Below are 26495 nucleotides of genomic sequence, written 5' to 3'. Positions count from 1 at the left end.
CACGATGCCCGCATGATCAACCCTAGGGGCGTGTCATGAACGGATTTCGCAAGGCTCTCTTCGCCACCATCATTGTCATCGCGTTGCCGGCCGCGCAGGCCAGCGCCAGCACTTTCGACGGCGCATGGAATGTCCGTATCTCGTCGTCGAGCGAGACCTGTGGTAACGGCTCGACCGTCGCGATCGGCATCAACAACGGTCAGATCGCCTCGAGCAGCGCCATGGTGACGGCGTCAGGCCGCGTCGCGGACGCGGGCAGCATCAACGTCACCTTGAGCACCGGCATCAAGCGCGCTGTCGGCTTCGGCCGGCTCAGCGGCACTTCGGGCTCCGGCACCTGGCGCGGCAGCATGTGCACGGGCACGTGGACGGCGGAGCGGATGTAAGCGCTCTTGTCCCGGACGAGCAGCGACGCAAAGCGTCGCTGCGCAAAGCCGGGTCACGCAAACTAGCCGACCGCCGCGCCGTATTCCGCGTCGGTCACCGGCTCCAACCAGGTCGAGAACACGCCGTCGAGCGCTTCCTGCATGGCGATGTGAGTCATGCCGTTGGTTGGCGACCCGCCGTGCCAGTGCAGCTCGCCCGGTGGAATCCAGACGGTGTCGCCGGGGCGGATTTCGATGACAGGCCCGCCCTTGGTCTGGACCCGGCCAACCCCCGAGATCACATAGAGCGTCTGCCCGAGCGGATGGTGATGCCAGTTGGTGCGCGCGCCCGGCTCGAACGAGACGCGCGAACAGTTCAGCCGCGCCGGCGCGGGCGCCATGATCACGGGGTCCTGCCAGACGGTGCCGGTGAAGTGTTCCCCGGGCGCGCGGCGTGTCGGCCGCGTGCCTGCAACAGTGATCTCCATTGGATTTACCTCGTTTCCTTGCCTGTTACTTCTTGCTTGCTGCGTAGCGCGCCTTGGTCTCGGCGTTCATGGGATAGAGGCCCGGGAGCACCGCGCCATTGTTCACTTCGTTGACGATCCAGGCTTCCATCCGCTCCTGCTCGACACCCTCATTGAGCACGTGTTCGAGCATCGCCTGCGGGATCAGCACGCAGCCGTCCTGGTCTGCGACCACGATGTCGTTCGGGAACACCGCAACGCCGCCGCAGCCGATCGGCTCGCCCCAGCCGACGAAGGTCAGGCCGGCAACCGACGGCGGCGCGGCATAGCCGTCGCACCAGACCGGCAGGTTGGTGCCGAGCACGCCCTCGACGTCACGCACGACACCGTCGGTGACGAGTGCGGTGACGCCGCGCTTCATCATGCGCGCGCACAGGATGTCGCCGAAGATGCCGGCGTCGGTGATGCCCATGGCATCGACCACGGCGATGCAGCCCTCCGGCATCGCCTCGATCGCGGTGCGGGTCGAGATCGGCGACGACCAGGATTCCGGCGTCGCCAGATCCTCGCGGGCCGGCACGAAGCGCAGCGTGAAGGCCGGTCCCACCAGGCGCGGCAGACCCGGGCGCAGCGGACGCGCGCCGCGCATCCAGATGTTGCGCAGGCCCTTCTTCAGCAGGACCGTGGTGATGGTGGCAGTGGTGATGCCGGCGAGGGTCTTGCGGGCTTCGGGGGACAGCGACATGGAAACAGACGAGCTCCGGATGGGCGGGAAAGAACGCGCGCATCTTGCGGGGTGCGGGCCTTGCGTCAAGGGCCAAGAGGATACCAATCATGCAGGGCCGCAGCGCAGTTATGCGTCGCGATAACAAGGCTTTATCGCCTCCCCCTGCATTAATTTATTGGACTTGCGGGCGCATTTACGCGAAGCAGGAACGAGCGGAGCTCAAGGCCGAGCCCGCGTATCTCCAGAAGCCCGATTTCGACAGCCCATGTCCGCGACGCTTCCCCCGCCCCGCCTTCTGCCCAGTGGCGACAGCGCCGTCACGGTCGAGTTCAGCCGTACCATCGACGACGACGCCAACCAGCGCGTGCTCGCGCTCGACAAGGTGCTCGCAGCAAGTCTGATCGATGGCATCACCGAGTCCGTGCCGACCTATCGCTCGCTGCTGGTGCACTACGATCCCGGCAAGATCGGCTTCGATGCTCTTGGCGAAAAGCTGCTCGCGCTCGCCAGCCAGCCGCTGCCGCCAGCCACTAAGGCGCGCCGCTGGCGTATTCCCGTCGCCTATGGCGGCGAGCATGGCATCGACCTCGAGGACGTCGCGAAGGCGCTGAACACCACACCCGACGACATCGTCGCGCGCCACGTCGCCGGCGACTACAAGGTTGCCATGATCGGCTTCACGCCGGGCTGGTCCTATCTCAGCGGCCTCGACAAATCCCTGCAGATGTCGCGGCGGCAGTCACCGCGGCTGCTGACGCCTGCCGGCACGATCTCGATCGGCGGCATCCAGGCCGGAATCCAGTGCCTCGCAGCGCCGAGCGGCTGGCACCTGCTCGGCCGCACGCCGGTGCGGACTTATCAGCTCCACCGCAATCCGACCTTCCTCACCGAACCCGGCGATCGCGTGACGTTTTTCGCCATCGACCACAAGACGTTCGAGGAACAGGACCGCGCCGCCGAGGCCGGCGAGATCATCGCCGAGCAGGTGGTCGCATGAGCCGGCTCGTGATCGCCAGCATCGGGCCCGCAAGCTCGGTCCAGGACGGCGGACGCCATGGCGCGCAACGCTATGGCCTGACGGTCAGCGGAGCGATGGACCGCCTGTCGCTCGCGGCAGCCAACACGCTTGTCGGCAACGAACCATTCGCAGCCGTTGTCGAGGTCGGCCCGTTCGGCGCCTCGTTCACCGCGCGCGACGGTGCCGTGCGCGTCGCGATGTCAGGCGCGCCACGGAATGCGGACGTTGCGGGAAGTCCGGTGGCCATGGACACATCGGTGACGCTGAAGGACGGCGAGACGCTGACGCTGGGTTTTGCTCGCGGTGGTGCGTTCACCTATCTGGCGATCGAAGGCGGGATCAAGGGCGAGCCGGTGTTCGGCAGTCTCGCGGTCAACGCCCGGGCCGGTCTCGGCAGCCCCTACCCGCGCCCGCTGCAGGCCGGCGACGAATTCACCGTCGATGCCGCAAGCGGTGCACCGGAATTGCGCATCGAACTGCCGAAGCCGTCGAGCGGCCCGATCCGGGTTCTGCTGGGCCCGCAGGACGACGAATTCGACGACGTCAGCAAGGCGCTGTTCCTCGACAGCGAGTGGAAGATCTCGGCGACCTCCGATCGCATGGGCTACCGGCTCGAGGGCCCCGCGATCAAGCATCTGCACGGCCACAACATCGTCTCCGACGGAACGGTCAACGGCAGCATCCAGGTGCCCGGCAACGGCGCGCCGATCGCGCTGATGATGGACCGCGGCACCTCCGGCGGCTACCCGAAGATCGCGACCGTGATCACGGCCGATGTCGGCCGCCTCGCGCAGACCTCGGCAGGAACCGCGTTCCGCTTCAAGGCGGTCGGCATGACCGAGGCGCAGGACGAGGCGAAGAAATTTGCGCAGCTGATCCGCAACCTGCCCGATCGCCTGCGCTCCGCCGACACCGTCGCGCTCAACATCGAAGCGCTCAGCGATGCCAACGTCGCGGGCTATGCTGTCAGTGCCGTCGACGCCGGGACCTGGCAGGTTGCGGACGAGCCGTAAACGACAAGACGACCAGAGACGGAGAGCACCCCATGAAGACGATCGATCTCAATTGCGATCTCGGCGAAGGTTTTGGCGCGTGGGAGATGGGCAATGATGCCGCCATGATCGAACTGGCGAGCTCGGTCAATGTCGCCTGCGGCTTCCACGCCGGCGACCCAGATATCATGCGCCGGACGGTCGAGCTGGCGAAAGCGCGTGGCGTCTCGGTCGGCGCGCATCCTGGCTATCGCGACCTGCACGGCTTCGGACGGCATCCGATCGCGGGCCTGAAGGCCTCCGAGATCGAGAACCTCGTCGCCTACCAGATCGGCGCGTTGCAGGCGATCGCGACCGCGGCCGGCCACAAGGTGACGCATGTGAAGGCGCATGGCGCCCTCTCGAACGTCGCCTGCGAGGACGACATGACGGCAAAGGCGATCGCAGCCGGCATCAAGGCGGTGGATCCCAGCCTGATTTTCGTCGTGCTCGCCAATTCGAAGTTGGTGAAGGCCGGCGAAGCCGCCAATCTGCCGATGGTGCATGAGGTGTTCGCCGACCGTGCCTACGAGGACGACGGCAATCTCGTCTCGCGCAAGAAGCCCGGTGCGGTGCTGCACGAGGCCAAGGCCATCGCCGACCGCGTGGTGCGTATGGTGCAGGACGGCGCGGTGGTCTCGGTCACCGGCAAGGTTATCAAGATGCGAACCGATACGGTCTGCATCCATGGCGACACGCCCGGCGCCGTCGACATCGCGCGCGGCTTGCGGCAGGCGTTGAAGGATGCAGGCATCGAGGTCGCGCCGTTCAAGCGCGGGGCGTGATCAGAACGGGTGCACCGACAGCGTGCCGAACACGATCGCGGCGATGACGGCGAAGGCGCTGTACATCGCGGCATGATGCACGCTCGCACCGGTCCGCCGCGAGAGCGAGCGCGCGTAGAAGTGCAGCCTGGCTTCCGCCGATAGTTCGCGCATGGTCGATCTCCAACGCCCCATTTGCGGGATTATGAGGGATCAACCGGGGTGGCGGGCAAGAGACCCGCGGAAATAGCGATGTGGGTTCTCTGAAAACCCTGCATCGCAGGAGCAAATTCTCCCCACCCCCCAAGTTCCGAGAATCTTATTCGTTCAAATCCGAGCCAGTTGGAACCGGCCCGGATAACGGCAGGATGACAGCTAGTAGACGTCGGCCTGGAAACGGCCGGTCTTCTTGAGCTCGGCGACAAAACTAACGGCTTCGTCGGTCGAACGCGCCCCGAACTGGGCGACGATATCGACCAGTGCGCGCTCGACGTCCTTGGCCATGCGCTTGGCATCGCCGCAGATGTAGAGATGCGCCCCCTCGGCAAGCCACGTCCACAGCTCGCGGCCGACCTCGCGCATGCGATCCTGCACGTAGAATTTCTTCTCGCCGTCGCGCGACCAGGCCAGCGACATGCGCGTGAGCAGGCCCGAGGTCTTCATCGCGTTGAGCTCCTCCTGGTAGAAGAAGTCGCAATCGCTGCGCTGATGGCCGAAGAACAGCCAGTTCTTGCCGGGCGCACCGGTCGCCTTGCGGTCGAACAGGAAGGCGCGGAACGGCGCAATGCCGGTGCCGGGGCCGATCATGATGATCGGCGTCTTCGGATCCTGAGGCAGGCCGAAATTGTGCGCCTTCTGCACATAGACCTTGAGCTTCTCGCCTTCCGCGATGCGCTCGCCGAGGAAGGTCGAGGCGACGCCGATGCGCTTGCGTTTGCCGATCACGTAGCGCACGGAATCGACCGTCAGCGACAGCCTTCCAGGCGTCGCATTATGCGAGGACGAGATCGAATAGAGCCGCGGCTGCAGCGGCTCCAGCGCCTCCACGAAGGCTTCGGGATGCGGCCGCGTGCCCGAAAACTTCTGCAGCGCCGCCATGACGTCGAGCGTGGCGGCGTCGCCATCGGGATCCTCGCCCTGCGCCAGCGCCCGCGCCCTCTCGCGCTGCGCGCCGCCGGTGATGAAGGAGAGCAGCTCGAACAACGTGTCGGGCGCCGGCGATAGCGAGACATCGTCGATCAGCACCTCGCGCAGCGTCTTGCCGTTGACCTCAGTGGTGTGGGAGGCGCCGAGCAACGCGATGACCTGGTCGACGAGACCGAGCTCGTTGCGGGCGAACACGCCAAAACTGTCACCGACGACATAGTCGAGCTTGCTCTCGGAAAGGTCGAACTCGACGTGATAGGTTTCCTTCTCCGACTTTCCCCTGTTGAGAAGACGGCGCGACAGGAAGGTCGCCGCAACGGGGTTGTCGCGCGAGCGGCCGGGCTCTGCGATCGTCACCGTCACGGCGGGGGCCGCCACTGTGTCTTGCTTGTCAGCCGGCTTGGCCGCCGGCGCCTTGTCCAGCTCTTCGTTCAGCGACTTCAGCATCCGCGCGGTTTCCTTGCCGCCGGGGACGCAAAGGTTGAGCCGCGCTTCACTGCGGCTCGCGATCGCCTCCGAATAGTCGTGGCAATTGTAGCCGCACTGCCCGCAATCCTGCTGCGCCATCGCCGCCATCATCTTGCGCCGCACGGGACGGCCTTCGGCAAGCTTCATCCGATCGGCAATCGGCATGGTCTGGTCGTGCCAGGGCGCTTCACCGTCGTCACCATCACCGGCCTGCATGACGGCGGCGCCCTGCTCCGCCGACAGCGGCGTGGCCGCCTCAGGCGACAGCAACCCGGCAAAGAAGCCGTTCAGCCAGGAGCGTTGCGCGTCGGAGAACGGGGCGCTCGTGGGAATGATGTCGAGCTTGGGTGGAGGGCTGATCTGGTTCATGAGGACACCTCGGCATCGGCAAGCTTGCGCAGCGTCTCGCCGTCGTGGCGGCGCGCAAAGGACAGGAAGGTTTCGGCGGGCGACGAGCGATGGGCGATGTAGGCCTTGAGCAGCCCTTCGACCGTCTTCGGCGCATCTTCGGCCTTGAGGTCGTGATAGACCTCCTGCCCGACGTCGGCGTCAGGACCGAACCCGCCGCCGGTGAAGAGATGATAGCCCTCCACCGTGTCCTCCTCGTTGACAGGCACGCGCGCCCCGATCAGGCCGATGTCGCTGATGTAGTGCTGGGCACAGGAATGGTGGCAGCCGGTGACATGGATGTTGACCGGCTTGTCCATCTCGACGCGCGGCTCGCACCAATCGCCGATCTCGGCAGCGTGGCGCTTGGTGTTGGAGGCGGCAAAGCGGCAGCCGGCATTGCCGGTGCAGGCGATCAGGCCGGCGCGGATATGCGACGCCTCGACCGCAAGCCCGATCTGCTTGATCGCCGCGATGGCAAGTTCGACATTCTCCTCGCGCACCCCTGATATCAGCAGGTTCTGCCAGACGGTCAGACGGATCTCGCCGTCACCGAGGTCCCGCGCCACCTTGGCGAGGCCCCGCATCTGATCGCTGCTGATCTTGCCGAGCGTCAGCGACACGCCGATCCAGTTCAAGCCGTTCTGCTTCTGCCTGTGCACGCCGATATGCGCCATGCGGTCCGCGGCCGGTCGTGGCGCAAACGCTTCTTCCGGCACGCGCGTCAACGGCGTCTTCAGCTGTTCCTCGACCAGCTTGAGGAAGCCGTCATGGCCCATGGCGTCGAGCACGTATTTCAGCCGCGCCTTGTTGCGGTTGGTGCGATCGCCGTGCTCGATGAACACGCGCACGATCGCGTCGGCAACGGCGGTAGCGTCTTCAGGCTTGACGACGATGCCGGAATATTTCGCAAAGTCCTTGTGACCGGTGATGCCGCCGAGACCGAGGCGGAACCAGACCCCGGGCTCGACGCCGAAGCCGTCCTTCACCTCATACGCCGTGAAAGCGATGTCGTTGGTCTCTTCGAGCACGGCGATCCTGCCGGCACCGTCGAAGGCGACGTTGAACTTGCGCGGCAAGCCATACAACGAGCGATCGTTCAGGATGTGGTAGTGCCACTCGCGCGCATAAGGCCGCGTGTCGATCAGCTCCTGCGGATCGATGCCTGCCGTCGGCGTTCCCGTCACGTTGCGGATGTTGTCGGCGCCCGAGCCACGCGAGCACAGGCCGAGATCCTGAATGCCCTCGATCAGCTTGACGGCGTTCTTCGGCGGGATCTCGCGAAGCTGCAGGTTGGCGCGCGTCGTGACGTGGCTGTAAGGCCCGCACGTTTCATCGGCGAGATCGGCAAGGCCGGCCAGCTGCCAGTGCTTCATGATGCCGTTCGGAATGCGCAGACGGCACATGTAGGAGTCCTGCGTCGGCGCGACGTAGAAGATGCCGTAATAACGCCAGCGAAAATTGTCCGCCGGGCTCGGCGGCGTATTGTCGAGCGCCTGCTGACGGAGACGCGGATACGCATCGAAGGGATGCTCGTCGCGCTTGACCTTCTCCTGGTCGGCGAGCTTCTTGCCCGCGGCGATGACCTTGTCCTGCGCCTTGATGTGCACGGCATCGGGACCGGTCGGCTCGGCATTCGCCTTGCCGGCGCCGCCGCCAAGACCGCGACCGACGCGACTGATCTGCAGACCGGTCGTGAAGCCTTCGAGATAGCGTTTCTGGTCGTCGGTAAAGTCGACTGAGACGGTGTCGATTTTCATGGTCAGTAACGAAGCTCCTGCGGCCACCTGGGTGGTATCGACGGAAAGTGCACGACCCGCGAGGAGCTCGGCTGGCTCGAGAGCCGGCTGTGCACCCAACGGTCCGATCAGCTTCGTTGCTGGGGACTGGCGCAGCAGGCGTCTGTGACAGGCTGGCCGCACTGCAACATTCAAGTTGCGTGCCAGCTTCGAAGAAATGAAAATGTGTGGAGTATCAGTCAGTTAAGGGCGCCCGCGGGAACTCCGGCCTCTGGGACTCTTATGAAATTCGAGCAGTCGGCCTAAAATTTAGACTCGGATCTCCAGCGCTCAAAAACGATGCAGGCCCGAATCAGACTCTCCAGCGGCCCACCTCGAAGGCTTCAAGATGCCCCCGAATATTGGCGGGATCGAAAGCCGGCCCGGCGAATGCGCCGAACGCCGCGGGGGCCTGGGCGGGCGGCCGCCGGCCGAGGGCGCCGTCGTAGAGATCGGGCCTGAACACGGCCATGGCCGTCTTGACGCCGTCGGGCGTCAGCGTCGTCTGCCCCCAGCGCACCATCTGCGCATAGAGCCAGGCGGCCTGGACCGGATCGGGGCGCCCTGCTTCCTCGCGTCCCACCAGAAGGTAGCTGCCGCTCTCGCGAAAGGTGCCGTCCGGCGAAATCTTGAGGCGTCCCGTGAGGGTGCGCTGGATGACTTCGGCATCGACGCCGATCCGCTCGGGCTGCGCCAGGATCCGCGCCGCTTCGGTGCGGTTTTCCGGATGCTCGATGAATTCGGCGGCTTTCACCGCCGCGCGCACCAGGCTGGCCACCACGTCCGGATTCTTGTCGGCCCAGACCTGGCGGAGCGCCAGCACCTTCTCCGCCGCATGGGCCAGGATGTCGGAGACGAAATGCAGGATGTGGCCGATCCCGAGATCGACCGCGATCGAATTCCAGGGCGCGCCGACGCAAAACGCATCGACATGACCATTGGCGAGACTGTCGACCATATAGGGCGGCGGCAGCACCACCAGCCGCACGTCCTCGTCGGGATCGACGCCGGCCGCCGCCATCCAGAACCGCAATTGGTAATTGTGGGTCGAGAACGGGAAGGTCATGCCGAAGGTCAACGGGTCGGCCCCCGCCTTGCGCCGCTTGGCAACCACACGCGCCAACGCTTTTGCCGTGGCGAGCGGATCGAAGCGGTCGCCGTCGATCTCCTCCATCAGCGCGGCATGAAGCGCAGGCGAGACCGTGATCGCGTTGCCGTTGATGCCGAGATTGAAGGGCGCCGCGATCGGCACCTTGACGTGACCGAGACCGAGCGAGGACGCGATCGCGACGGGCGCGAGCAGATGCGCGGCGTCGAACAAGCCAATATTGAGCTTGTCGCGGACGTTGGACCAGGAGACCTCGCGGACCAGTTCGACCTCGAGCCCTTCGGCCGCGGCAAATCCCTTGTCGACGGCAACGATCAGCGCTGCGGCGTCGACCAGCGGAATGAATCCGATGCGGAGGTGAGCGGTCATTTCAACATCTCCGACGCGGTGATGATCGACTGGGCGATCTCACCGATTTTCTTCTTCTCGCGCATCGCGGTGGAGCGCAGCAGCACATAAGCCTCGTCCTCGGTCAGGCCCTTCACCTTCATCAGGATGCCCTTGGCCTTCTCGATGACCTTGCGATCCTCAAGCTGCGACTTGGTGCGCTCCAGTTCCTCCTGGAGTTTTGCGAAGGCATTGAAGCGCGACACGCAGAGGTCGAGGATCGGCTTGATGCGCTCCTTCCTCAGCCCGTCGACGATATAGGCGGAGACCCCCGCCTCGACCGAGGCCTGGATCGAGGATGAATCGCTCTGGTCGACGAACATCGCGATCGGCCGCTTCACGGCGCGGCTGACCTGGAACATCGCTTCCAGCACGTCGCGGCTGGGGTTTTCCAGATCGATCAGGATGATATCAGGGTCGACCGCATAAATACGGGCGAGCAGGCTTTGCATCTCGCTGATATGGACGATCTGCGTGAATCCGGCCTCCCGCAACCCTTCCTCGAGGATCGCAGCCCGGATCGGGCTTTCGTCGACGATCACGATTTTGGGCGACTGTTCGGCGCTCATTGCTCACTCACCACCAGTGATTCATCCATAGCATGCCCGCGAGCCATGCAAAGGGTTGTAATTATGGGCAATTGGGACTAGCTCAACCCTGTCAATCAGGCAGATTTGGATATGGATCAGACGGCCGCGCCGAAGGTCAGCTTCGTGTCGCTCGGGTGCCCCAAGGCTTTGGTGGATTCCGAGCGCATCATCACGCGCCTGCGCGCCGAGGGCTACGAGCTTGCCCGCAAGCATGACGGGGCCGACATCGTCATCGTCAACACCTGCGGCTTCCTCGACAGCGCCAAGCAGGAATCGCTCTCGGCGATCGGCGAGGCCATGGCCGAGAACGGCAAGGTGATCGTGACCGGCTGCATGGGCGCGGAACCCGAGCAGATCGAGCAGGCCTATCCCGGCGTGCTCTCGATCACCGGCCCGCAGCAATATGAGAGCGTGCTGGACGCGGTGCATCGCGCGCTGCCGCCCGCCCACAATCCACATCTCGATCTGGTGCCGCCGCAGGGCATCAAGCTGACGCCCCGGCACTACGCCTATTTGAAGATTTCCGAAGGCTGCAACAACCGCTGCACTTTCTGCATCATTCCGAAGCTGCGCGGCGACCTGGTCTCGCGACCTGCCAACGACGTGCTGCGCGAGGCCGAGCGCCTGGTCGACGCCGGCGTCAAGGAACTGCTGGTGATCTCGCAGGACACCTCGGCCTACGGCGTCGATCTCAAATACGCCGAGAGCCCGTGGAAGGATCGCCAGGTCCGCGCCAAATTCATCGACCTCGCGCGCGAGCTCGGCGAACTCGGCGCCTGGGTGCGGCTGCAATACGTCTACCCCTACCCGCATGTCGACGAGGTCATCGCGCTGATGAACGAGGGCAAGGTGCTGCCCTATCTCGACATCCCGTTCCAGCATGCGAGCCCCGATGTGCTGAAGGCGATGAAGCGTCCGGCGACGCAGGACAAGACGCTGGCGCGCATCAAGCGCTGGCGCGAGCAATGTCCCGATCTCGCTTTGCGCTCGACCTTCATCGTCGGCTTCCCCGGCGAAACCGATGCCGACTTCGCCTATCTGCTCGACTGGCTGGACGAAGCAGAGATCGATCGGCTCGGCTGCTTCAAATACGAGCCCGTTGCCGGCGCGACCGCGAACGCGATCGAGAACCCCGTGCCAGAAGAGATCAAGCAGGAGCGCTACAACGCGCTGATGGCGCGCCAGCAGAAGATTTCCGCACGCAGGCTGAAGCGCAAGGTCGGCACGCGCCAGCAGATCATCATCGACGAGGTCGGCCCGACCGTCTCGAAAGGCCGCTCCAAGGCCGATGCGCCGGAGATCGACGGCGCCGTCTACCTGTCGAGCCGCCGCCCCTTGCGCGTTGGCGAGATCGTCACCGCCAAGATCGAGCGCGCCGATCAGTACGACCTGCACGGCTGCGTGGCGGGATTCTGAGAGCCTTCCTGCACGCTGATGCGGCCACAGCGTCATGGCCGGGCTTGTCCCGGCCATCCACGTCTTGATGCGCGGCATAAGGAACGTGGATGCCCGGGACAAGCCCGGGCATGACGACCTCTTGCAAATGTTCAATGCGATAGTGCAGCCGCTAACGTCGCTGGAACAACCGCTCAGTCACGCCAGCGACGCCTGCTGTTCGTCGCGTGCGGCGAACACTTCCTTGGCTGCGAACAGCCCGTTCAGCGCCGCCGGGAAGCCCGCATAGACGGCCATCTGCATGATGATCTCCACGATCTCGTCGCGAGATAGTCCGACGTTCAGACCCGCCTCGAGATGCACCTTGAGCTGAGGCGCGGCATTTCCGAGTGCCGTCAGCGCGGCGATTGTCGCGATCTCGCGATCGCGCAGACCGAGGTCCGGGCGGCAGTAAATGTCGCCGAACGGAAACTCGATCACGTATCGTGCGAAATCCGGAGCAATGTCGGCGAGTGAGGCGACGACCGCTTCACCAGCTCTGCCGTCAATGCGTGACAGGGCCCGCTGGCCGCGATCGAAGCGGCTTTCGTCTTGTGTTTGGGCGTGCGTCATTTTCCTTCGTCCTCTGTTCGTCGCTGGCATAGCCGGCGATCTTGGTATCAAGGACGAGCAGGCATTCCTGGAGTTCGGCGATCTGCGTGCGCACCTGTTCCCGGTGGACTTCCAGGATCTGCCGCCGGCTTGTGCCGGTAGCGTCGCCTTCGTCACGCAGCGCCGCGTAACGCAACATGTCCCGGATCGGCATTCCCGTGGTCTTGAGCCGACCGAGGAATTCGATCCATCTGAGGATCGATGCGTCGAAGTCACGCTGGCCGGAGCGATCCCGGTCGGCGTATGGCAGCAGCCCGATGCGCTCATAGTAACGCAGCGTGTGCGTCGACAGGCCGGTTCGTTTTGCGAGGTCGCCGATCTTCATGTGTGCCCGTTCCCGTACTGACGCGCGTACAGATACCCCTTCGAGCGCGCTCTAAGTCAAGGGGGATCGAAGGTGCAAAGATTTCGGCGCGCCGGCTGGGCGGCAGCGTCGCGGCACTCCGAGCTTCAGGATCCCGCGAGCCATTTCGGCACCCAGCGCTCCGGCCGCGGCGCGCGGGCGAGATCGGCTTGCGCCTCCGACAGCTTCGCCGGCTCGCCGTCGATGCTCGGGCGCACATCATATTCGAAGTTGGGCATGACGCGGCCGTCGGCATAGAGGCCGAATTTCATCGCGTACCACAGCCCGAGCTCGGGCTGCGCCTTCCGCATCTCCTCGCGCAGATCGCGCAACAGGGATTCGATCGCGGCGGCTTCCGCGAACGGTTGCGGTCCGCGCGACAGGACGCGCGCCTGGTGTTGCCTGCCGACGATCGCGATCTCGAAGCTCGTCTTGTCCCAGGGCTTCTTGCCCTTCGGCAGATGCGCGGCGAGGCGCCAGCCGAGTTCGGCCATCAAGCGATGATTGGCCCAATAGTCTTCGCGATCCCGGCTCCATTTTTCCATGAAGCCGCGAAAGTCGGGCAGCTCCGACGGATCGTCATCGCCCGCCGCCATCTCCCCGCTCAGCCGTCCGGAGAGCCACTGCGCGAGCTCGACCGTCTGGCATTCGACTTCGTCGTGCGGCAGCAGATCGTGCCACGCCTTGTCGAATTGTTGCGACGTCAGTTTTGCGAGCAGGCCATCGAGGCTCGGCGCCAGCAGCTCGTAATCACCCTCGGACCCAAGCCCCACGATCGGCGGATTGTCGCGGTCGAGACCCGCGCCATACCAGCCGCCAACAGCCGAGCCATCCGGCAGCCGCATGAACAGCGAAAACCTGTCGCGCAACGGACTGCCGTCGACAATCGGCGCCTGATCGGAAAACTGGCCTTGCAGTGAGAAGCAACCGACGCTGCCCCAGGGCCGTCCCTTCAGCCAGCCGGCGAAGTCCAGCAACAGCGACGGCGCCTCGATGCCCGGCGGAAACGCGCCGCGAATGCTGTCGAGGTCGATCGGATAAGGCGTGTTGGACAAGGCTTAAAACTATCTGGTTGGTCCCGCCCCTCTTGGTCCGAACCGTGATGCGTTCGGTTCGAGCCAATTCGCGTCCTGTGATCACAAACGCGCTAGAGACGTGATGGTTTCCAGGCGCGCATCTTTCACCTGCCCATGCACGCTCGGCGAGTGGTCTGTAAAAGGCCCGCTTGACAAGCCCCGCCATTCGCATGTATTGCCGCGCCCCATGATCAACGCTCGGACCCATCAGCGCACCGAAATGCTCCGCCGTCGCTTCCGCGACGATGAGAGGGTGCGCCATGTCCGACGACGCCGCTGAACCACTAAATTCAGCGTAAGTTTTCGAAAAGGCCGCACCCGCAAGGTGCGGCCTTTTTGCTTTTCGCGCGCCCTTTCCACCCGCCTCCCAGATCTTCCTGCCCCAAGAGGAGTTCGACATGACCAACGCCACCCATCCGTATGACGCGCTGATGGACATCACCGCCCGGCCCAAGGCCGTGTTCGTCCGCGGCGCCGGCTCCTACCTCTGGGACGACAGCCGCAAGCGCTATCTCGATTTCGTGCAGGGCTGGGCCGTCAACTGCCTCGGCCACTCCCCGCCCGCGATCGCCGACGCGCTTGCCGCGCAGGCCAAGCGGCTGCTGACGCCGAGCCCGGCCTTCTACAACGAGCCCAGCCTGAAGCTCGCGCAGGCACTGGTCGCAAACAGCGCGTTCGATCAGGTGTTCTTTGCCAACTCGGGCGCGGAAGCCAATGAGGGCGCGATCAAGCTCGCGCGCAAATATGGCAGCATCCACAGAGGTGGCGCGTTCGAGATCATCAGCTTCGAAGGCGGCTTTCATGGCCGCACGCTGGCGACGATGTCGGCCTCGGGCAAGAAGGCCTTTGAGCCGCTGTTCGAGCCGAAGGTCGCCGGCTTCAAGAAGGCGAAGCTCAACGACATCGCGTCGGTCGAAAAGCTGATCAACGACAACACCGTCGCTGTGATGCTCGAGCCGATCCAGGGGGAATCAGGCGTATGGCCGGCGACCGATCAGTTCTTGCAGGAATTGCGCGCCCTCACCGATGCCCATGGCCTCCTCCTGATCTTCGACGAGATCCAGACCGGGATGGGCCGGACCGGCAAGCTCTTCCACTACGAGCACACCGGCATCGCGCCCGACATCATGACGCTCGGCAAGGGCATCGGCGGCGGCGTGCCGCTCGCAGCGCTGCTTGCGACCGAACGCGCGGCCTGCTTCGAGCACGGCGACCAGGGCGGCACGTTCAACGGCAACCCGATCATGTGCGCGGTGGGGCTTGCGGTGCTCGACGAAGTCAACAAGCCGGACTTCCTGAAGACGGCGACCGAAACCGGGCTGCTGCTCGAAAGCGAGCTGCAGAAGGTCTCGGCGCGGCATGGGCTTGGCGAAGTGCGAGGCCGCGGGCTCCTGCTCGCGCTCAACCTCAAGCTGCCGATCGCACCCGGCATCGTCGCGCAGGCGTTCGAGGCCGGCGTGCTCCTCAACGCGCCGCAGGTCGACACGCTGCGCTTCATGCCGGCGCTGAACGTCACGCGGGCCGAGATCGCCGAGATGATCGATTGTCTCGACGGGATCTTGACCAGGGCCGGCGCGGCACGGCGCGTGGCGTAAGCTCGTCATTGCGAGAAGCGCAGCGATGAAGCAATCCAGACTGCCTCGACGGAAAGATTCTGGATTGCTTCGCTTCGCTCGCAATGACCGTGAGTTACGGCTTCAGGATCGACGCGCCCGTGGTCTTGCGACTCTCGAGATCGATATGCGCCTTGGCGGCGTCCTTGAGCGCGTAGGCATGGTTGATCGGCACGTGCAGCTTGCCGTTGATGACGGCGGCGAACAGCGTGTCGGCGCCTTCCAGCAATTCCTTGCGCGTGCCGATATAGTCGTTGAGCTTGGGCCGGGTCGCAAACAGCGAGCCGTGAGTGTTGAGCTCGGCGATCGAGAACGGCGGCACCGGGCCCGAGGCATTGCCGAAGGAGACGAACATCCCGCGCGGCTTCAGGCAGGACAGCGAGCCCGGGAACGTCGCCTTGCCGACGCCGTCATAGACAACGTCGCAACCCTCGTTGCGACTGATCTGTTTGACGCGCGCGACGAAGTCTTCCTCGTTGTAGAGGATGACGTGGTCGCAGCCATTGGCCTCGGCAAGCGCAGCCTTCTCGCGCGAGCCGACGGTGCCGATGACGTGGGCGCCCATGGCCCTCGCCCATTGGCAGGCGAGCAGGCCGATGCCGCCGGCCGCGGCATGGATCAGCACGCGATGATGCGGCTCGACCTTGAAGGTCTTGTGCAGGAGATACCAGACCGTCAGCCCCTTCAGCATCAGCACGGCGCCCTGCTCGTGGGTGATGTGGTCGGGCAGCTTGACCAGCCGCTCCCAGGGAATGTTGCGCTCCCCGGTATAGGCGCCGAGATTGTGGTAGTAGGCGACGCGGTCGCCCGGATGGAAATTCGTCACGCCGGCCCCGACTGCGAGAACCTCGCCCGAGGCCTCGTTGCCGGCGATGAAGGGCAGCCCCGGCGCCTTGTAGAGGCCGGTGCGGTAATAGACGTCGATGAAGTTCAGGCCGACGGCATGCTGTCGGATGCGCACCTCGCCGGGGCCGGGCGCCGGAACGTCGACGCTCTCATAGACCAGGGCTTCGGGGCCTCCGACCTTGTGCACACGGACGGCTTTGGTCATCACCTGACCTCCTCTTCTCGCGGGGCCAGCGAAAGACATCGCGCCCGCCTTGTCAACTCGACGCCGGCTGGAACGCCTAGACCGACGGCTTGCCGGTGTTCCTGCGATTGCGCTTGGCCAGCACGTTGAAGAACTCGACCGCCGCCGAGAACGCAATCGCGAAATAGATGTAGCCGCGCGGGATGTGGAATTGGAATCCGTCCGCGACCAACGCAACGCCGATCAGCACCAGGAAAGCCAGCGCCAGCATTTTCGTGGTCGGATGCTCCGCGACGAATCGCGACACCGGCCCGGACGAAATGTACATGATCAGGCAGGCGATCACGACGGCCGCGATCATGATCTCGAGGTCCTGCGCCATGCCGATCGCCGTGATGATCGAGTCCAGCGAGAACACCATGTCGATGATCACGATCTGCACGATGACCCAGAAGAAAGCGTTCCGAGGGGACTTCGCGTCGCCCTCGTCGTCATCGGCTTCGACCTCACCATGGATCTCGTGCGTCGCCTTCGCGATCAGGAACAGGCCGCCGCCGATCAGGATGAGGTCGCGCCAGGAGAAGCCATAGCCCGAAAACGAAAACACCGGCGCGGTCAGGCCAATCAGCCAGACCAGCAGGCTGAGCAGGATGATGCGGAAGATCAGCGCCAGCGCGAGCCCGATCTGGCGGGCGCGGTGCGCCTGCTTCTCGGGAATGCGCGAGACGATCACCGACAGGAAGATGACGTTGTCGATGCCGAGCACGATCTCGAGCGCGGTCAAAGTGAGGAGCGCGGCCCAGGCTTCTGGGCTGGTCAACAGGTGCATCATGCGAAGGATCTCGTCAGCCGTATCAATGCGTCGCTGAAGCTGATCCAGAGCGCGATCGCGCAGAGCACGACAGTCACGCCGGTGCCGACGCGGAAGTCCATCTGCAGCGTGTAGAAGGAAAGCAGAGCCCAGATCGCGATCAGCGACATCGTCAACCAGCGCAGCCGCACCACGCGCACCGGATGCAGCACGTGGAACGGCACGAAGGTCAGCACCACCAGGCTTGCGACCAACAGCGTCGACAGCAGCGGCGGCCAATGCAGCAGGAACAGATAAAACGCCGCCGCATTCCACAGCGCCGGAAAACCGCGGAAATGATTGTCGTCCGCCTTCATGCGCAGATCGGCGAAATATAATGCGCTGGTGACGATGATGGCGACGCCGAGCAAGGGTGCTGCGACCGGCAGCAACAAGCCGCTGGCCACGATCGCATAGGCCGGAACGAAGACGTAGGTGACGAAATCGACCACGAGATCGAGCACGTCGCCCGACCAGTTCGGCTGCACGTCCTTGACGTTGAGCCGGCGCGCGATCGGCCCGTCGATCGCGTCGATGATGAGGGCGACGCCCAGCCATTGAAACATCGCCGCCCAGTGCTCGCGCACGGCCTCAAGCATCGCCAGCAGCGCGATCGCCGCACCGAACGCGGTGAAGATGTGCACCGAGAAGGCAGCGGCGCGGATCGCGGGCCTGGGCTTCAGGGAATCCTCTTGGCTGTCCATGGCTTCTGCTATCAGAATGACACCGGTTTGCACATAAGCCATTGCGGCGCCTGGTCGCACAATTCGTCATAAAATCAGGGCAATATGACTGGGCTTGAATTTGCCGCGGGGCGTGTCCAATGTCGTTCCATGACAGATGCATCGACACTCTTTGACGCGGCCGTGATCGGCGGCGGACCGGCGGGACTTAGCGCGGCCATCGCACTGGCGCAGGCGGGCGCACGGACCGCGCTGGTGGCGCGTCGCGTGCCTTATGCCGACAATCGCACCACGGCGCTACTCGGTGCCTCCGTCGATCTGCTGGAGAGCCTCGACGTCTGGCCCCGCTGCAAGGACAAGGCGGCCGCGCTAGAAATCATGCGGCTCGTCGACGACACCGGCCGGCTCTTCCGCAGCCCTGAGGTCCGGTTCTCCTGCCACGAAATCGGCCGCGATGCCTTCGGCTACAACATCGACAACCGCTCGCTGATGCTGGCGCTGGAAGCGCGCGCGGCCGAACTGCCCGGTCTCGTCCGTTTCGACGACGAGGCCGAAACTGTCGTCATCGAAGCCGATGACGTCGCGATCCGCACGGCGGCTGCGCAATTTCTCTCGGCCCGCCTCGTGGTCGGGGCCGACGGCCGGCATTCGCTTTGCCGCGAAGCCTCCGGCATCGCGGTGACGCGGCGCGAGCTGACCCAGACGGCGCTGACTTTCAACGTCGGCCACGCGCGGTCGCATCGCAACGTCTCGACCGAGTTCCACACGCCGCATGGTCCTTGCGTGTTCGTGCCCCTGCCCGGCGATCGCTCCAGCGTCGTCTGGGTCTCGGCGCCTGCGGAGGCCGAACGGCTTCGCGGATTGAGCGACGAGGAATTGTCCGCCGCGATCGAGAAGCAGTCACATTCGATCCTCGGACGCATGACGGTCGAGCCGGGCCGCCATCTGTTTCCGCTGGCGATCGAACGTCCCAAATCCTTTGGCCGCGATCGCATCGCGCTGGTCGGCGAAGCCGCCCATGTGGTTCCGCCGATCGGCGCCCAAGGGCTCAATCTCGGCCTCCGCGATGCCGCCGACATTGCGCGGCTTGCGGGCGAGGCCATTGCGTCCGCTCAGGATCCTGGCGCAGCAGATGTGCTCAAGCGTTACGACCGGGCCCGGCGTCCCGACATCCTGAGCCGAACCTTTGCGATCGACATCGCCAACCGCTCGCTGCTCAACGATTTCCTGCCGCTCCAGCCGGTCCGCGCGGTCGGCATGCACCTGCTCGGCGCGATTGGCCCGCTCCGGCGCTTTGCGATGCGCGAGGGGCTGACGCCGACTTGGCGGCGATAGGCCCCTTCAGGGAAACGCCAGCCGGCCGGTCTGGATCGCCCACATCACGCTCGTAAGCGTGACCACGGACGCAAACGTCCCGAGCAGCACCGCGACGGAGGCGGATTCGATCCAGGCGTCGTTCTGCCGGGCGATGACGAACACGTTCAACGCCGGCGGCAGCGAGGCCATCAGCACGGCGGTCGCCGCCCAGGGCTGCGCGAACGGGCCGAACGCCAGCATCAGGCCGAACGCTGCAAGCGGGTGGATCAGGAGCTTGATCGCGATCACGCCCGGCACTTCCCACGGGACCCGATCGAACGGGCGGAGTGCGACGGTGACGCCGAGCACGAACAGTGCAGTCGGGGCGGCTGCGTTCTGGAGGAAGGTGATGGTGCGATCAAGCGCGACCGGCATCTCGATATGCAGCGATGCGAAGGCCGCGCCGAAACAGGCCGACATGATCAACGGGTTGAGCACGATCTGCTTCAGCACGACGCCGAAGGCATGCACGATCGAGGGATGATCGCGGTCGGAGAGCTCAATCAGCAGCGGCACGATCGTGAACAGAAAGATGCTGTCGCAGCAGAAGATCAGCGCAGTCGGCGCCGAGGCCTTGGTCCCGAGCACGGCGAGCGCCAGCCCCGGTCCCATGTAGCCGATATTTCCGTAGCCGCCGGAGAGCCCGGCGAGCGTCGCCTCGCGCAATGTCAGCCCGCCCAAAACCTTGCCGACGACCAGCGCGAGTGTGAACGCCGCAACCGTCGACAGCGTGGTCGCGACCAGGAATGGCGGGTTGTTCAATTCGGAGAACGGCGTCTTCGACATGATCGCAAACAGCAGCGCCGGGAGCGACACGTAGAGCAGGAAGAAGTTCATCCAGGCGAGGCCCGATTCCGGCAGGGATTTGACCTTGCCGCAGGCGAATCCAACGAAGATCAAGCCGAAATAAGGTAGAGCCAGATTGAGGATATCGACCATTGATGAAGTGTTTTCTGAAGATTTGGGGGCTATCTGCCCCGCAACCGCGGGTTAATTCCAGATCAGGGCACTAGCATCGGCCACAATCCTGGTCTATCGACGGGGAATGATTAAAGCGCGGACCGCCAAATTCCAGATCGGACAGGTCGTGCGCCACCGGATCTTCTCGTTCCGGGGCGTGATCTTCGACATCGATCCGGAATTCAACAACACCGAGGAGTGGTGGCTGTCGATCCCCGAGGAGGTGCGGCCCCACAAGGACCAGCCGTTCTATCACCTGCTCGCGGAGAATGCGGAGTCGGAATACGTCGCCTACGTCTCCGAACAGAACCTGGTGCCGGACGATTCCGGCGAACCGGTCCGGCATTCCCAAGTCGCCGAGATCTTCGTCAAGGACAAGACCGGCGGTTACCGCCCGCGCAATCCATCGCTGAACTGAGTTTCGCAGCCGTCAACTGGCCAGCAAAAAAGGCGCTCGAACCGAGCGCCTTTTTCATGTCCGGGATCGGGTCCCGATTACTTTTGTCCAGCCGGAGGGGCGCCAGGCGCTTGCTGCTGCTTCTTCTGCAGCTCTTCAGCCTTCTTCTGGAGCTCTTCCTGCAGCTTCCTCTGGGTTTCCTCGAACACCTTCGGGTCGGTCGGCGGACCGTCATAGGCCTTCTGGAATTCGCCGGCGAGCGGCAGCGGCAGCGTCAGCGGCGCACCGTTGGCATTGATCGCCTGAACAACGAGGTTCTGGCCCTTCTTCATGCTGTTGATGAACTCGGGCGTGGCCTCGTAGTCGGACATGCAGCCGTTCTGGAAGCAGATCACGTACGGGCTCTGCAACGGCGCATTGTTGTCCACGATGATGCGGGTGCCGTGCACCAGCTGCATGCCGAGCGGCAGCGTCACGCGCAGGATCTTCTTCGGCTCGCCTTCCGGCTCGATGATGACGGCCGCGATGACCGGCTGGCCCGACTCGATACGGCCGTCCTTGCCGGTGAAGCAGACCTGCTTGGCATTGGCGTCCTGGCCCTTGAGGCAGAACTTGGTCCAGGGGGCATAGATCAGCTGAATCTGCTGATCCGCCGGCTGAGCCGCGCCCTGCTGAGCCGGAGCGCCTTGGGCGGGAGCCGGCTGGGCGGGTGCCTGAGCGGCCGGCGCCGGCGCCTTGGGGGCAGCCTTCGGAGCCGCCTTCGGAGCCGCCTTGGGCGCGGGCGCGCCCGGAGCTGGCGCGGGAGCCTGAGCCTCGGCGGCAAACGGGACGGCAAACGCCGCCGCCGTCAACAAGGCGAGAAGTCGCCCGCGCGGCCGGACGGACGCGGCCAAGTAACGGAAATTCATTGCGGAAAACCCTTTCTAAACGGGAAGTGCCCGAACCGCTTCGACGCACCGAACCTGGCCGCGTTGGGCGCGGCTCTCTCCCCGTCAAATGAGGCGGATAAGTGACGGCTCGGCGCTCGTGCGCGATTGCGTGCCTTCTTAACGTGGCCGACGAAAAGATCAATGCCGACAAGCGTCTTTGGCCGCGCGCCGGCGTACGCCCCCGGGAAAATCCCTGTGATAGGATTCAGGCCCGCAGTCCTCGAATCAACGTGTGCAGATGTTCATGTTCCAGCGCCTTCTCGAGGGCCGCCCTGAGGGTCTTTGCGTCCGCCTCTGCATCCTGGCTTTCGCCTTGGGGCTCCCGGCAAGCGGCGCAAGGGCCACGGAAGCCTACGCCATCGCTATGCACGGCAAGCCGGCGATGCCTGCCGATTTCACCCACATGCCTTACGTCAACCCTGAAGCCCCGAAAGGCGGCCGGCTGACCTGGGGCGTTCTCGGCACCTTCGACAGCCTCAATCCTTTCATCGTCAAGGGACTGGCCGTGCAGCCGGTCCGGAACTACGTGGTCGAGAGCCTGCTCGCGCGCGGCAATGACGAGCCGTTCACGCTCTACGGCCTGCTCGCCAGATCGGTCGAGACCGATGACGAGCGCAGCTTTGTCACGTTCCACATCGATCCCCGCGCCCGCTTCTCCGACGGCAAGCCGGTCCGCGCCGAGGACGTATTGTTCTCCTGGCAGTTGCTGCGCGACCATGGCCGCCCCAACCACCGGCAATATTACGGCAAGGTCGTAAGGGCCGAGGCGCCGGATCCCCTCACCGTCCGCTTCGACCTTGCGGGAGCCAATGACCGCGAACTGCCGCTGATCCTCGGCCTGATGCCGATCCTGCCGAAACACGCGGTCGACGTCGCCGCTTTCGAGGAGACGACGCTGACGGGCCCGGTCGGCTCCGGCCCCTATCGCGTCACCGCTGTGAGGCCCGGTGCCAGCGTGATGCTGACCCGCAATCCCGACTATTGGGGCCGCGACCTCCCCATCAATCGCGGGCTCTACAATTTCGACGAGATCAGGCTCGATTATTTTCGCGAGGCCAACGGCCAATTCGAAGCTTTCAAGCGCGGCCTTTATGATTTCCGCATCGAGCACGAGCCGCTGCGCTGGCACGACGGCTACGACTTTCCCGCGGCAAAGAATGGCGACGTGATCCGCGACAGCTTCAAGCCGGGCGTGCCGCAACCTTCCGAATTTCTGGTGTTCAACACGAGGCGCCCCATCTTCGCCGACATCCGCGTGCGTCAGGCCTTGACGCTGCTGTTCGATTTCGAGCTGGTCAACCGCAACTACTTCTTCAACCTCTATTCGCGCGTCGCCGGCTATTTTGCCGGCTCGGATCTGTCAGCGTATGGCCATCCCGCCGATGCGCGCGAGCGCGAGCTGCTCAAGCCGTTCGCCACGCAGATCCCGCCTGACATCCTGGACGGCAGCTACCGCCTGCCGGTGACCGACGGTTCGGGCCGCGACCGGACCACGCTCCGCGCAGCCCTGAAGCTGTTGTCGGAGGCCGGCTACGATCTCGACGGCACCGTGCTGCGCAACCGCGCGACCAAGGCGCCCTTCACCTTCGAGATTTTGGTCACGACCCGCGACCAGGAACGCGTCGCGCTTGCCTTCCAGCGCGACCTCAGGCGCGCCGGTATCGAGCCGAGCGTGCGATCGGTCGATCCCGTGCAATTCGACCAGCGCCGGCTCGCCTACGAATTCGACATGATCCAGAACCGCTGGGACCAGTCGCTGTCACCCGGCAACGAGCAATATTTCTACTGGGGGAGCGCTGCCGCCGACAATCCGGGCACCCGCAACTACATGGGGGCCCGGGATCCCGCGGTCGATGCGATGATCGCCGCACTGCTGGAAGCCCGTGAACATACGGATTTCGTGTCGGCGGTACGGGCGCTCGATCGCGCTTTGATCTCCGGTTTCTACACAATCCCCCTGTTTAACGTATCCGAGCAATGGATCGCGCGCTGGAATCGGATAGAACGGCCAGAGGCCACCTCGCTGTCCGGCTATTTGCCTGAGACCTGGTGGTCGAAGGGGCAGCCGCAAGCTCATCAAGCAAAGTGACGCCGTGAACCAGCCAGCCGTATCGCCGACGCTCGACACACTGTTTCAGCGCACGCTGATGCGGCAGCCGCACGCGACGGCTCTGCTCGACCCCCTGAACAAGTTCCGCGTGACCGGGCACCAGCCGCGGCGGATGAGCTATGCCGAGGCTGACACCGCCATCGAGGCGCTGTCGGCCTATTTCGTCGAATCAGGCCTGCCGGCCAATTCCGTCATCGCCATCCAGCTGCCGAATACGGTTGAGTTCGTGCTCACCGTGCTCGCCGCCCATCGCGCCGGCCTCGTCGTCGCCGTGCTGCCGCTGCTCTGGCGCCATGCCGAACTGACCGCCGCTCTCAACCGCACCGCGGCGCGCGCCATCGTCACCATGAGCACGGTCGATGGTGTCAGCTATTCCGATCTCGCGATGCACGCGGCCGCGGAAGCCTTCTCGATTCGCCATGTCTGCGGCTTCGGCACCAACCTGCCCGAAGGTATGGCCTCGCTCGACGACGTCTTGGCCCGTCCGCCCGGCACCGCGCGCGCCGTGATTCAGGATGGCCGCAAGGCGGCGATGATCTCCTTCGACGTCACCGCGGAAGGCTTTCGTCCGGTGCCACGGCCGCATTTCAGCCTGATCGCCGGTGGGCTCGCGATGTCGCTGGAAGCCGACATCAGGCAAGGCGCGACCGTGATGGCGGCGTTCACGCCGATGTCGTTCGCAGGGCTCGCCTCCTCGCTCGCGGTGTGGCTGCTGTGCGGCGGCACGCTGGCGCTGCATCATCCGTTCGAGAACGACGTGTTGGAGCAGCAGATCAACGCGCACGAATGCGACGTGCTGATCGCACCGGCGCAATTTGCCCAGCGGCTCGGCGATTCCGATCTTGCGGCGCGGATGCCGACCTTGCGCAACGTCATCGGCCTGTGGCGTGCCCCCGAGCAGGTGGCGGCGAGCGAGGCATGGATCGCGCCGCAAGCGCCGTTCACGGACGTCTATCTGTTCGGCGAGGCCGGACTGTTCGGCGCCCGGCGTGGCGAAAACGGCATGCCGGTGCCGGTGATGCCGGGACCGCATGGCGCGCCGCGCGAGCAGTCGGGTTCGTCGATCGCCGGCGAGATTCTGCTGACGCCGAAGGGCACGCTCGGGCTGCGCGGCCCCATGGTGCCGATCGCAGCCTACGCCCCGCCGCCGCCGGTCGGCGACACCCTGATCGCGCAGCCGCCACGCGACTATGTCGATACCGGCTATGCCGCGCGGCTCGATCGTCCCAGCGGCGCGATCTGCATCACCGCGCCGCCCTCCGGGATCATGGCCGTCGGCGGCTACCGCTTCCTCTCCAACGACCTCCAGGAATGGGCGCGACGGCTCGGCCAGGGCGCCCTGCTGACCGCGCTGCCCGACCGGCTCTCCGGTCACCGGCTCGCGGGCCGCGCCCAGGACAATGCCCGCGCCCGCGAGGCACTCAGCGAACTCGGGCTTAACCCTCTGATGGTCGAAGCTTTTCGCGACCGTTCCGGGCCGGTCTAAGCGTTGTTTCGACCGTTCCATTGACGCTGCATTAAGGCGGCGGGACTAGATTGCGCGGCACCTGTCGTGTGATCAGAGTCTCTCGATGTCCCAGGCCGGCCCGATCCTGTTTGTGTCCAATGGCGAGCGGCCGGCCTTCATCGCGGCGCTGGACGAGGCGCGATTCTTCCCCGTGATCGACACCGGCTGGGCCGGCGCGGTGCGCGCGGTCGAAGAGGTGCAGCCGGCCGTGGTTCTCGCCGCGATGGATGCCGGGCACGAGCCGCATCTGGCGCTGCTCGCCAGGAAGATCGCGGAGCAATCGCCCTACCTTCCCTTCGTGGCGCTGGATGCGGCAGGCGCACTCCCGCACAACGCCCTGCCTTTCTCCTCCTCGCGCGCCGGCCATTCCGAGCGCCTGATCGCGCGGCTTCGCGCCGCACTACGGATTCGCACGCTCCATGCCACGGTGCTGCGCCGGCTTCCCGAGGTGAAAGTCGCGCTGCCGGAGGCTGATCCCGTTCGCGATGCCACGGTGCTTCTGATCGGTCGCGGCGCGGCTTACCCCGCGCTTTCGGTCGCGCTCGGCGAGCGCGTCGGCGTCATCGGGGCGCTCTCGATCGAGGCGGCGGCCAAGCATCTCAACACCCGCGACCTCGACGGCGTCGTGCTCGCCGAAGGTTTTACTCCCCGCGTGACCGATGCCTTCCTCACGGTGCTCGCCGAGGACACCCGCTTCCGCAGCCTGCCCGTGATCGTCACTGCGCATCAGCTGACGCAGACTTACGACCTGCCCAATCTCGAGCTGATCCCGGGCGATCCGGCCAAGGTCGCAGCCAACGCGCTGCCCTTGATCCGCCAGCACGCGATGGAAGCCCAGCTGAGCCGCACGCTGCGCTCGATCGATGCCGGCGGCTGGCTCGACCCGCGCAGCGGCCTGCTCACGGTGGAAGCTTTTGCGCGCGATTTTGCCAAGGCGGTCGAGCAGACGCTGGCCCGCGGCGGCGGCCTCTCGGTCGCGCGTTTCGCCTTCGATCCCGGCAATTCCCGCGCCCAGCTCGATGCCGCGCGCATTCTCAGCCGCCTGATGCGGCAGATGGATTTTGGCGTGGCGCAAAAGGACGGGTCGGTCATCGTCGTGTTCGCCGAGACCGACTTCCGCACCGCCCACATGATCGCCCGCCGCCTCTCTGCGGTGATGCGGCACACGTCGAACGGCAAGCACGAGATGCGCAGCGATCCCGTCGTCTCGGTGGATTCGCTGTCGCCGTCGGATACGGCACGGTCGCTGCTTGGGCGGCTGTCGGCCGATGCGTCGCGGGCGGCGTCATAGTCATCCGCCAGCGCTCGCTGCTGTCGGAGCTCGACTGCTCTTATGTGGAATCTTTACGCGAAACACCG

Annotated in this window: 26 protein-coding genes; 11 read left to right on the top strand and 15 right to left on the bottom strand. The window is 65.0% G+C overall.

All coding sequences use genetic code 11. The features are described from left to right. Window positions 1-35 precede the first annotated feature (35 nt). Window positions 36-386, top strand: coding sequence for a hypothetical protein (locus AC0L20_RS22980; protein ID WP_007590916.1), 351 nt, complete (start codon window positions 36-38; stop codon window positions 384-386). Window positions 387-448: 62 nt separating this feature from the next. Here AC0L20_RS22980 and AC0L20_RS22975 read toward each other — a convergent pair whose 3' ends face one another. After that, window positions 449-853 carry a (R)-mandelonitrile lyase gene (locus AC0L20_RS22975; protein ID WP_106944817.1) on the bottom strand — a complete coding sequence of 135 codons (405 nt, stop codon included), beginning with the start codon at window positions 851-853 and terminating at the stop codon, window positions 449-451. A 25-nt stretch (window positions 854-878) separates the two neighbouring features. Then, a complete protein-coding gene (locus AC0L20_RS22970) occupies window positions 879-1577 on the bottom strand; it encodes a ribonuclease activity regulator RraA (RefSeq protein WP_007590912.1) in 699 nt (232 codons plus the stop codon). Window positions 1578-1824: 247 nt separating this feature from the next. Between AC0L20_RS22970 and pxpB the strand changes: the two genes are divergently transcribed. The 3 genes from pxpB to AC0L20_RS22955 are packed head-to-tail and all read left to right on the top strand — an operon-like array spanning window position 1825 to window position 4393. Next, entirely contained in the window at window positions 1825-2556 is a 732-nt protein-coding gene (gene pxpB, locus AC0L20_RS22965; protein WP_473292388.1) for a 5-oxoprolinase subunit PxpB, read from the top strand. Beyond that, the gene (locus AC0L20_RS22960; RefSeq protein WP_473292386.1) at window positions 2553-3590 is read left to right on the top strand and encodes a 5-oxoprolinase subunit C family protein; all 1038 of its coding nucleotides are present in this window, start codon (window positions 2553-2555) and stop codon (window positions 3588-3590) included. The genes pxpB and AC0L20_RS22960 overlap by 4 nt, the downstream gene beginning before the upstream one ends. Before the next feature lie 32 nt (window positions 3591-3622). Further along, on the top strand, window positions 3623-4393 hold the full coding sequence (locus AC0L20_RS22955; protein WP_473292384.1) for a LamB/YcsF family protein: 771 nt from the start codon (window positions 3623-3625) through the stop codon (window positions 4391-4393). On the opposite strand, the gene AC0L20_RS22950 is transcribed toward AC0L20_RS22955, so the two are convergent. From AC0L20_RS22950 to AC0L20_RS22930, 5 genes are all read right to left on the bottom strand, one after another. Continuing rightward, entirely contained in the window at window positions 4394-4546 is a 153-nt protein-coding gene (locus AC0L20_RS22950; protein ID WP_007590908.1) for a hypothetical protein, read from the bottom strand. It abuts the gene before it with no gap. Window positions 4547-4747: 201 nt separating this feature from the next. Then, the gene (locus tag AC0L20_RS22945) at window positions 4748-6355 is read right to left on the bottom strand and encodes a sulfite reductase subunit alpha (RefSeq protein WP_473292382.1); all 1608 of its coding nucleotides are present in this window, start codon (window positions 6353-6355) and stop codon (window positions 4748-4750) included. Beyond that, window positions 6352-8133 (bottom strand): NirA family protein, encoded by a 1782-nt coding sequence (locus tag AC0L20_RS22940; RefSeq protein ID WP_473292379.1) that lies wholly within the window; start codon window positions 8131-8133, stop codon window positions 6352-6354. Before AC0L20_RS22940 ends, AC0L20_RS22945 begins: the two co-directional genes overlap by 4 nt. Window positions 8134-8464: 331 nt before the next feature. Beyond that, window positions 8465-9628 (bottom strand): CmpA/NrtA family ABC transporter substrate-binding protein, encoded by a 1164-nt coding sequence (locus AC0L20_RS22935; RefSeq protein WP_473292377.1) that lies wholly within the window; start codon window positions 9626-9628, stop codon window positions 8465-8467. Further along, window positions 9625-10215, bottom strand: coding sequence for an ANTAR domain-containing response regulator (locus AC0L20_RS22930; protein WP_007610503.1), 591 nt, complete (start codon window positions 10213-10215; stop codon window positions 9625-9627). The genes AC0L20_RS22935 and AC0L20_RS22930 overlap by 4 nt, the downstream gene beginning before the upstream one ends. Before the next feature lie 111 nt (window positions 10216-10326). On the opposite strand from AC0L20_RS22930, the gene rimO reads away from it, so the two are divergent. Beyond that, window positions 10327-11652, top strand: a complete 1326-nt coding sequence (gene rimO, locus AC0L20_RS22925) for a 30S ribosomal protein S12 methylthiotransferase RimO (protein WP_473292374.1) — start codon at window positions 10327-10329, stop codon at window positions 11650-11652. Between the two features lie 177 nt (window positions 11653-11829). Here rimO and AC0L20_RS22920 read toward each other — a convergent pair whose 3' ends face one another. The 3 genes from AC0L20_RS22920 to AC0L20_RS22910 form a co-directional block, all read right to left on the bottom strand. Further along, on the bottom strand, window positions 11830-12243 hold the full coding sequence (locus tag AC0L20_RS22920) for a carboxymuconolactone decarboxylase family protein (RefSeq protein ID WP_473292369.1): 414 nt from the start codon (window positions 12241-12243) through the stop codon (window positions 11830-11832). Continuing rightward, complete coding sequence (locus AC0L20_RS22915; protein WP_473292366.1) at window positions 12176-12607, bottom strand: MerR family transcriptional regulator; 432 nt, start codon at window positions 12605-12607, stop codon at window positions 12176-12178. The genes AC0L20_RS22920 and AC0L20_RS22915 overlap by 68 nt, the downstream gene beginning before the upstream one ends. 125 nt (window positions 12608-12732) lie before the next feature. Further along, entirely contained in the window at window positions 12733-13680 is a 948-nt protein-coding gene (locus AC0L20_RS22910) for a hypothetical protein (RefSeq protein WP_473292361.1), read from the bottom strand. Between the two features lie 419 nt (window positions 13681-14099). On the opposite strand from AC0L20_RS22910, the gene AC0L20_RS22905 reads away from it, so the two are divergent. Beyond that, the gene (locus tag AC0L20_RS22905) at window positions 14100-15296 is read left to right on the top strand and encodes an acetylornithine transaminase (RefSeq protein WP_473292358.1); all 1197 of its coding nucleotides are present in this window, start codon (window positions 14100-14102) and stop codon (window positions 15294-15296) included. 94 nt (window positions 15297-15390) lie between these two features. On the opposite strand, the gene AC0L20_RS22900 is transcribed toward AC0L20_RS22905, so the two are convergent. The 3 genes from AC0L20_RS22900 to pcsA all read right to left on the bottom strand — a co-directional run bounded on the left by AC0L20_RS22900 (window position 15391) and on the right by pcsA (window position 17940). Continuing rightward, entirely contained in the window at window positions 15391-16365 is a 975-nt protein-coding gene (locus tag AC0L20_RS22900) for a quinone oxidoreductase family protein (RefSeq protein ID WP_473292355.1), read from the bottom strand. A gap of 76 nt (window positions 16366-16441) precedes the next feature. Beyond that, window positions 16442-17176 carry a TerC family protein gene (locus AC0L20_RS22895; protein ID WP_473292352.1) on the bottom strand — a complete coding sequence of 245 codons (735 nt, stop codon included), beginning with the start codon at window positions 17174-17176 and terminating at the stop codon, window positions 16442-16444. Further along, window positions 17173-17940 carry a phosphatidylcholine synthase gene (gene pcsA / locus AC0L20_RS22890; protein WP_027566997.1) on the bottom strand — a complete coding sequence of 256 codons (768 nt, stop codon included), beginning with the start codon at window positions 17938-17940 and terminating at the stop codon, window positions 17173-17175. Before pcsA ends, AC0L20_RS22895 begins: the two co-directional genes overlap by 4 nt. Before the next feature lie 87 nt (window positions 17941-18027). On the opposite strand from pcsA, the gene AC0L20_RS22885 reads away from it, so the two are divergent. Then, complete coding sequence (locus tag AC0L20_RS22885; RefSeq protein WP_473292348.1) at window positions 18028-19212, top strand: UbiH/UbiF family hydroxylase; 1185 nt, start codon at window positions 18028-18030, stop codon at window positions 19210-19212. A 6-nt stretch (window positions 19213-19218) separates the two neighbouring features. On the opposite strand, the gene AC0L20_RS22880 is transcribed toward AC0L20_RS22885, so the two are convergent. Beyond that, a complete protein-coding gene (locus AC0L20_RS22880; RefSeq protein ID WP_473292344.1) occupies window positions 19219-20172 on the bottom strand; it encodes an AEC family transporter in 954 nt (317 codons plus the stop codon). A gap of 106 nt (window positions 20173-20278) precedes the next feature. Here AC0L20_RS22880 and hspQ point away from each other — a divergent pair, with 106 nt between their 5' ends. Continuing rightward, window positions 20279-20611: a heat shock protein HspQ gene (gene hspQ / locus AC0L20_RS22875; RefSeq protein ID WP_027518019.1), complete on the top strand. Its 333-nt coding sequence runs from the start codon at window positions 20279-20281 to the stop codon at window positions 20609-20611. A 77-nt stretch (window positions 20612-20688) separates the two neighbouring features. Here the strand turns inward: hspQ and AC0L20_RS22870 are convergent, their stop codons facing one another. Beyond that, window positions 20689-21498: an invasion associated locus B family protein gene (locus AC0L20_RS22870; protein ID WP_473292339.1), complete on the bottom strand. Its 810-nt coding sequence runs from the start codon at window positions 21496-21498 to the stop codon at window positions 20689-20691. Window positions 21499-21757: 259 nt separating this feature from the next. Between AC0L20_RS22870 and AC0L20_RS22865 the strand changes: the two genes are divergently transcribed. The 3 genes from AC0L20_RS22865 to AC0L20_RS22855 all read left to right on the top strand — a co-directional run bounded on the left by AC0L20_RS22865 (window position 21758) and on the right by AC0L20_RS22855 (window position 26427). Continuing rightward, a complete protein-coding gene (locus tag AC0L20_RS22865; RefSeq protein WP_473292483.1) occupies window positions 21758-23608 on the top strand; it encodes an extracellular solute-binding protein in 1851 nt (616 codons plus the stop codon). Window positions 23609-23612: 4 nt separating this feature from the next. Next, entirely contained in the window at window positions 23613-25115 is a 1503-nt protein-coding gene (locus tag AC0L20_RS22860) for an AMP-binding protein (RefSeq protein ID WP_473292336.1), read from the top strand. A gap of 85 nt (window positions 25116-25200) precedes the next feature. Continuing rightward, a complete protein-coding gene (locus AC0L20_RS22855; protein WP_473292333.1) occupies window positions 25201-26427 on the top strand; it encodes a GGDEF domain-containing protein in 1227 nt (408 codons plus the stop codon). Window positions 26428-26495: the final 68 nt, after the last annotated feature.

The organism is Bradyrhizobium sp. Kon58 (assembly GCF_055807455.1).
The sequence above is the reverse complement of the archived record's forward strand: the minus strand, read 5'-3'. Positions and strand labels throughout refer to the sequence as shown.

Bases quoted from the DNA above. Each gene is read 5' to 3' on its own strand.
- AC0L20_RS22980 (WP_007590916.1), top strand. From the start codon at position 36: ATGAACGGATTTCGCAAGGCTCTCTTCGCCACCATCATTGTCATCGCG.
- AC0L20_RS22975 (WP_106944817.1), bottom strand. From the start codon at position 853: ATGGAGATCACTGTTGCAGGCACGCGGCCGACACGCCGCGCGCCCGGG.
- AC0L20_RS22970 (WP_007590912.1), bottom strand. From the start codon at position 1,577: ATGTCGCTGTCCCCCGAAGCCCGCAAGACCCTCGCCGGCATCACCACT.
- pxpB (WP_473292388.1), top strand. From the start codon at position 1,825: ATGTCCGCGACGCTTCCCCCGCCCCGCCTTCTGCCCAGTGGCGACAGC.
- AC0L20_RS22960 (WP_473292386.1), top strand. From the start codon at position 2,553: ATGAGCCGGCTCGTGATCGCCAGCATCGGGCCCGCAAGCTCGGTCCAG.
- AC0L20_RS22955 (WP_473292384.1), top strand. From the start codon at position 3,623: ATGAAGACGATCGATCTCAATTGCGATCTCGGCGAAGGTTTTGGCGCG.
- AC0L20_RS22950 (WP_007590908.1), bottom strand. From the start codon at position 4,546: ATGCGCGAACTATCGGCGGAAGCCAGGCTGCACTTCTACGCGCGCTCG.
- AC0L20_RS22945 (WP_473292382.1), bottom strand. From the start codon at position 6,355: ATGAACCAGATCAGCCCTCCACCCAAGCTCGACATCATTCCCACGAGC.
- AC0L20_RS22940 (WP_473292379.1), bottom strand. From the start codon at position 8,133: ATGAAAATCGACACCGTCTCAGTCGACTTTACCGACGACCAGAAACGC.
- AC0L20_RS22935 (WP_473292377.1), bottom strand. From the start codon at position 9,628: ATGACCGCTCACCTCCGCATCGGATTCATTCCGCTGGTCGACGCCGCA.
- AC0L20_RS22930 (WP_007610503.1), bottom strand. From the start codon at position 10,215: ATGAGCGCCGAACAGTCGCCCAAAATCGTGATCGTCGACGAAAGCCCG.
- rimO (WP_473292374.1), top strand. From the start codon at position 10,327: ATGGATCAGACGGCCGCGCCGAAGGTCAGCTTCGTGTCGCTCGGGTGC.
- AC0L20_RS22920 (WP_473292369.1), bottom strand. From the start codon at position 12,243: ATGACGCACGCCCAAACACAAGACGAAAGCCGCTTCGATCGCGGCCAG.
- AC0L20_RS22915 (WP_473292366.1), bottom strand. From the start codon at position 12,607: ATGAAGATCGGCGACCTCGCAAAACGAACCGGCCTGTCGACGCACACG.
- AC0L20_RS22905 (WP_473292358.1), top strand. From the start codon at position 14,100: ATGACCAACGCCACCCATCCGTATGACGCGCTGATGGACATCACCGCC.
- AC0L20_RS22900 (WP_473292355.1), bottom strand. From the start codon at position 16,365: ATGACCAAAGCCGTCCGTGTGCACAAGGTCGGAGGCCCCGAAGCCCTG.
- AC0L20_RS22895 (WP_473292352.1), bottom strand. From the start codon at position 17,176: ATGATGCACCTGTTGACCAGCCCAGAAGCCTGGGCCGCGCTCCTCACT.
- pcsA (WP_027566997.1), bottom strand. From the start codon at position 17,940: ATGGCTTATGTGCAAACCGGTGTCATTCTGATAGCAGAAGCCATGGAC.
- AC0L20_RS22885 (WP_473292348.1), top strand. From the start codon at position 18,028: ATGACAGATGCATCGACACTCTTTGACGCGGCCGTGATCGGCGGCGGA.
- AC0L20_RS22880 (WP_473292344.1), bottom strand. From the start codon at position 20,172: ATGGTCGATATCCTCAATCTGGCTCTACCTTATTTCGGCTTGATCTTC.
- hspQ (WP_027518019.1), top strand. From the start codon at position 20,279: ATGATTAAAGCGCGGACCGCCAAATTCCAGATCGGACAGGTCGTGCGC.
- AC0L20_RS22870 (WP_473292339.1), bottom strand. From the start codon at position 21,498: ATGAATTTCCGTTACTTGGCCGCGTCCGTCCGGCCGCGCGGGCGACTT.
- AC0L20_RS22865 (WP_473292483.1), top strand. From the start codon at position 21,758: ATGTTCATGTTCCAGCGCCTTCTCGAGGGCCGCCCTGAGGGTCTTTGC.
- AC0L20_RS22855 (WP_473292333.1), top strand. From the start codon at position 25,201: ATGTCCCAGGCCGGCCCGATCCTGTTTGTGTCCAATGGCGAGCGGCCG.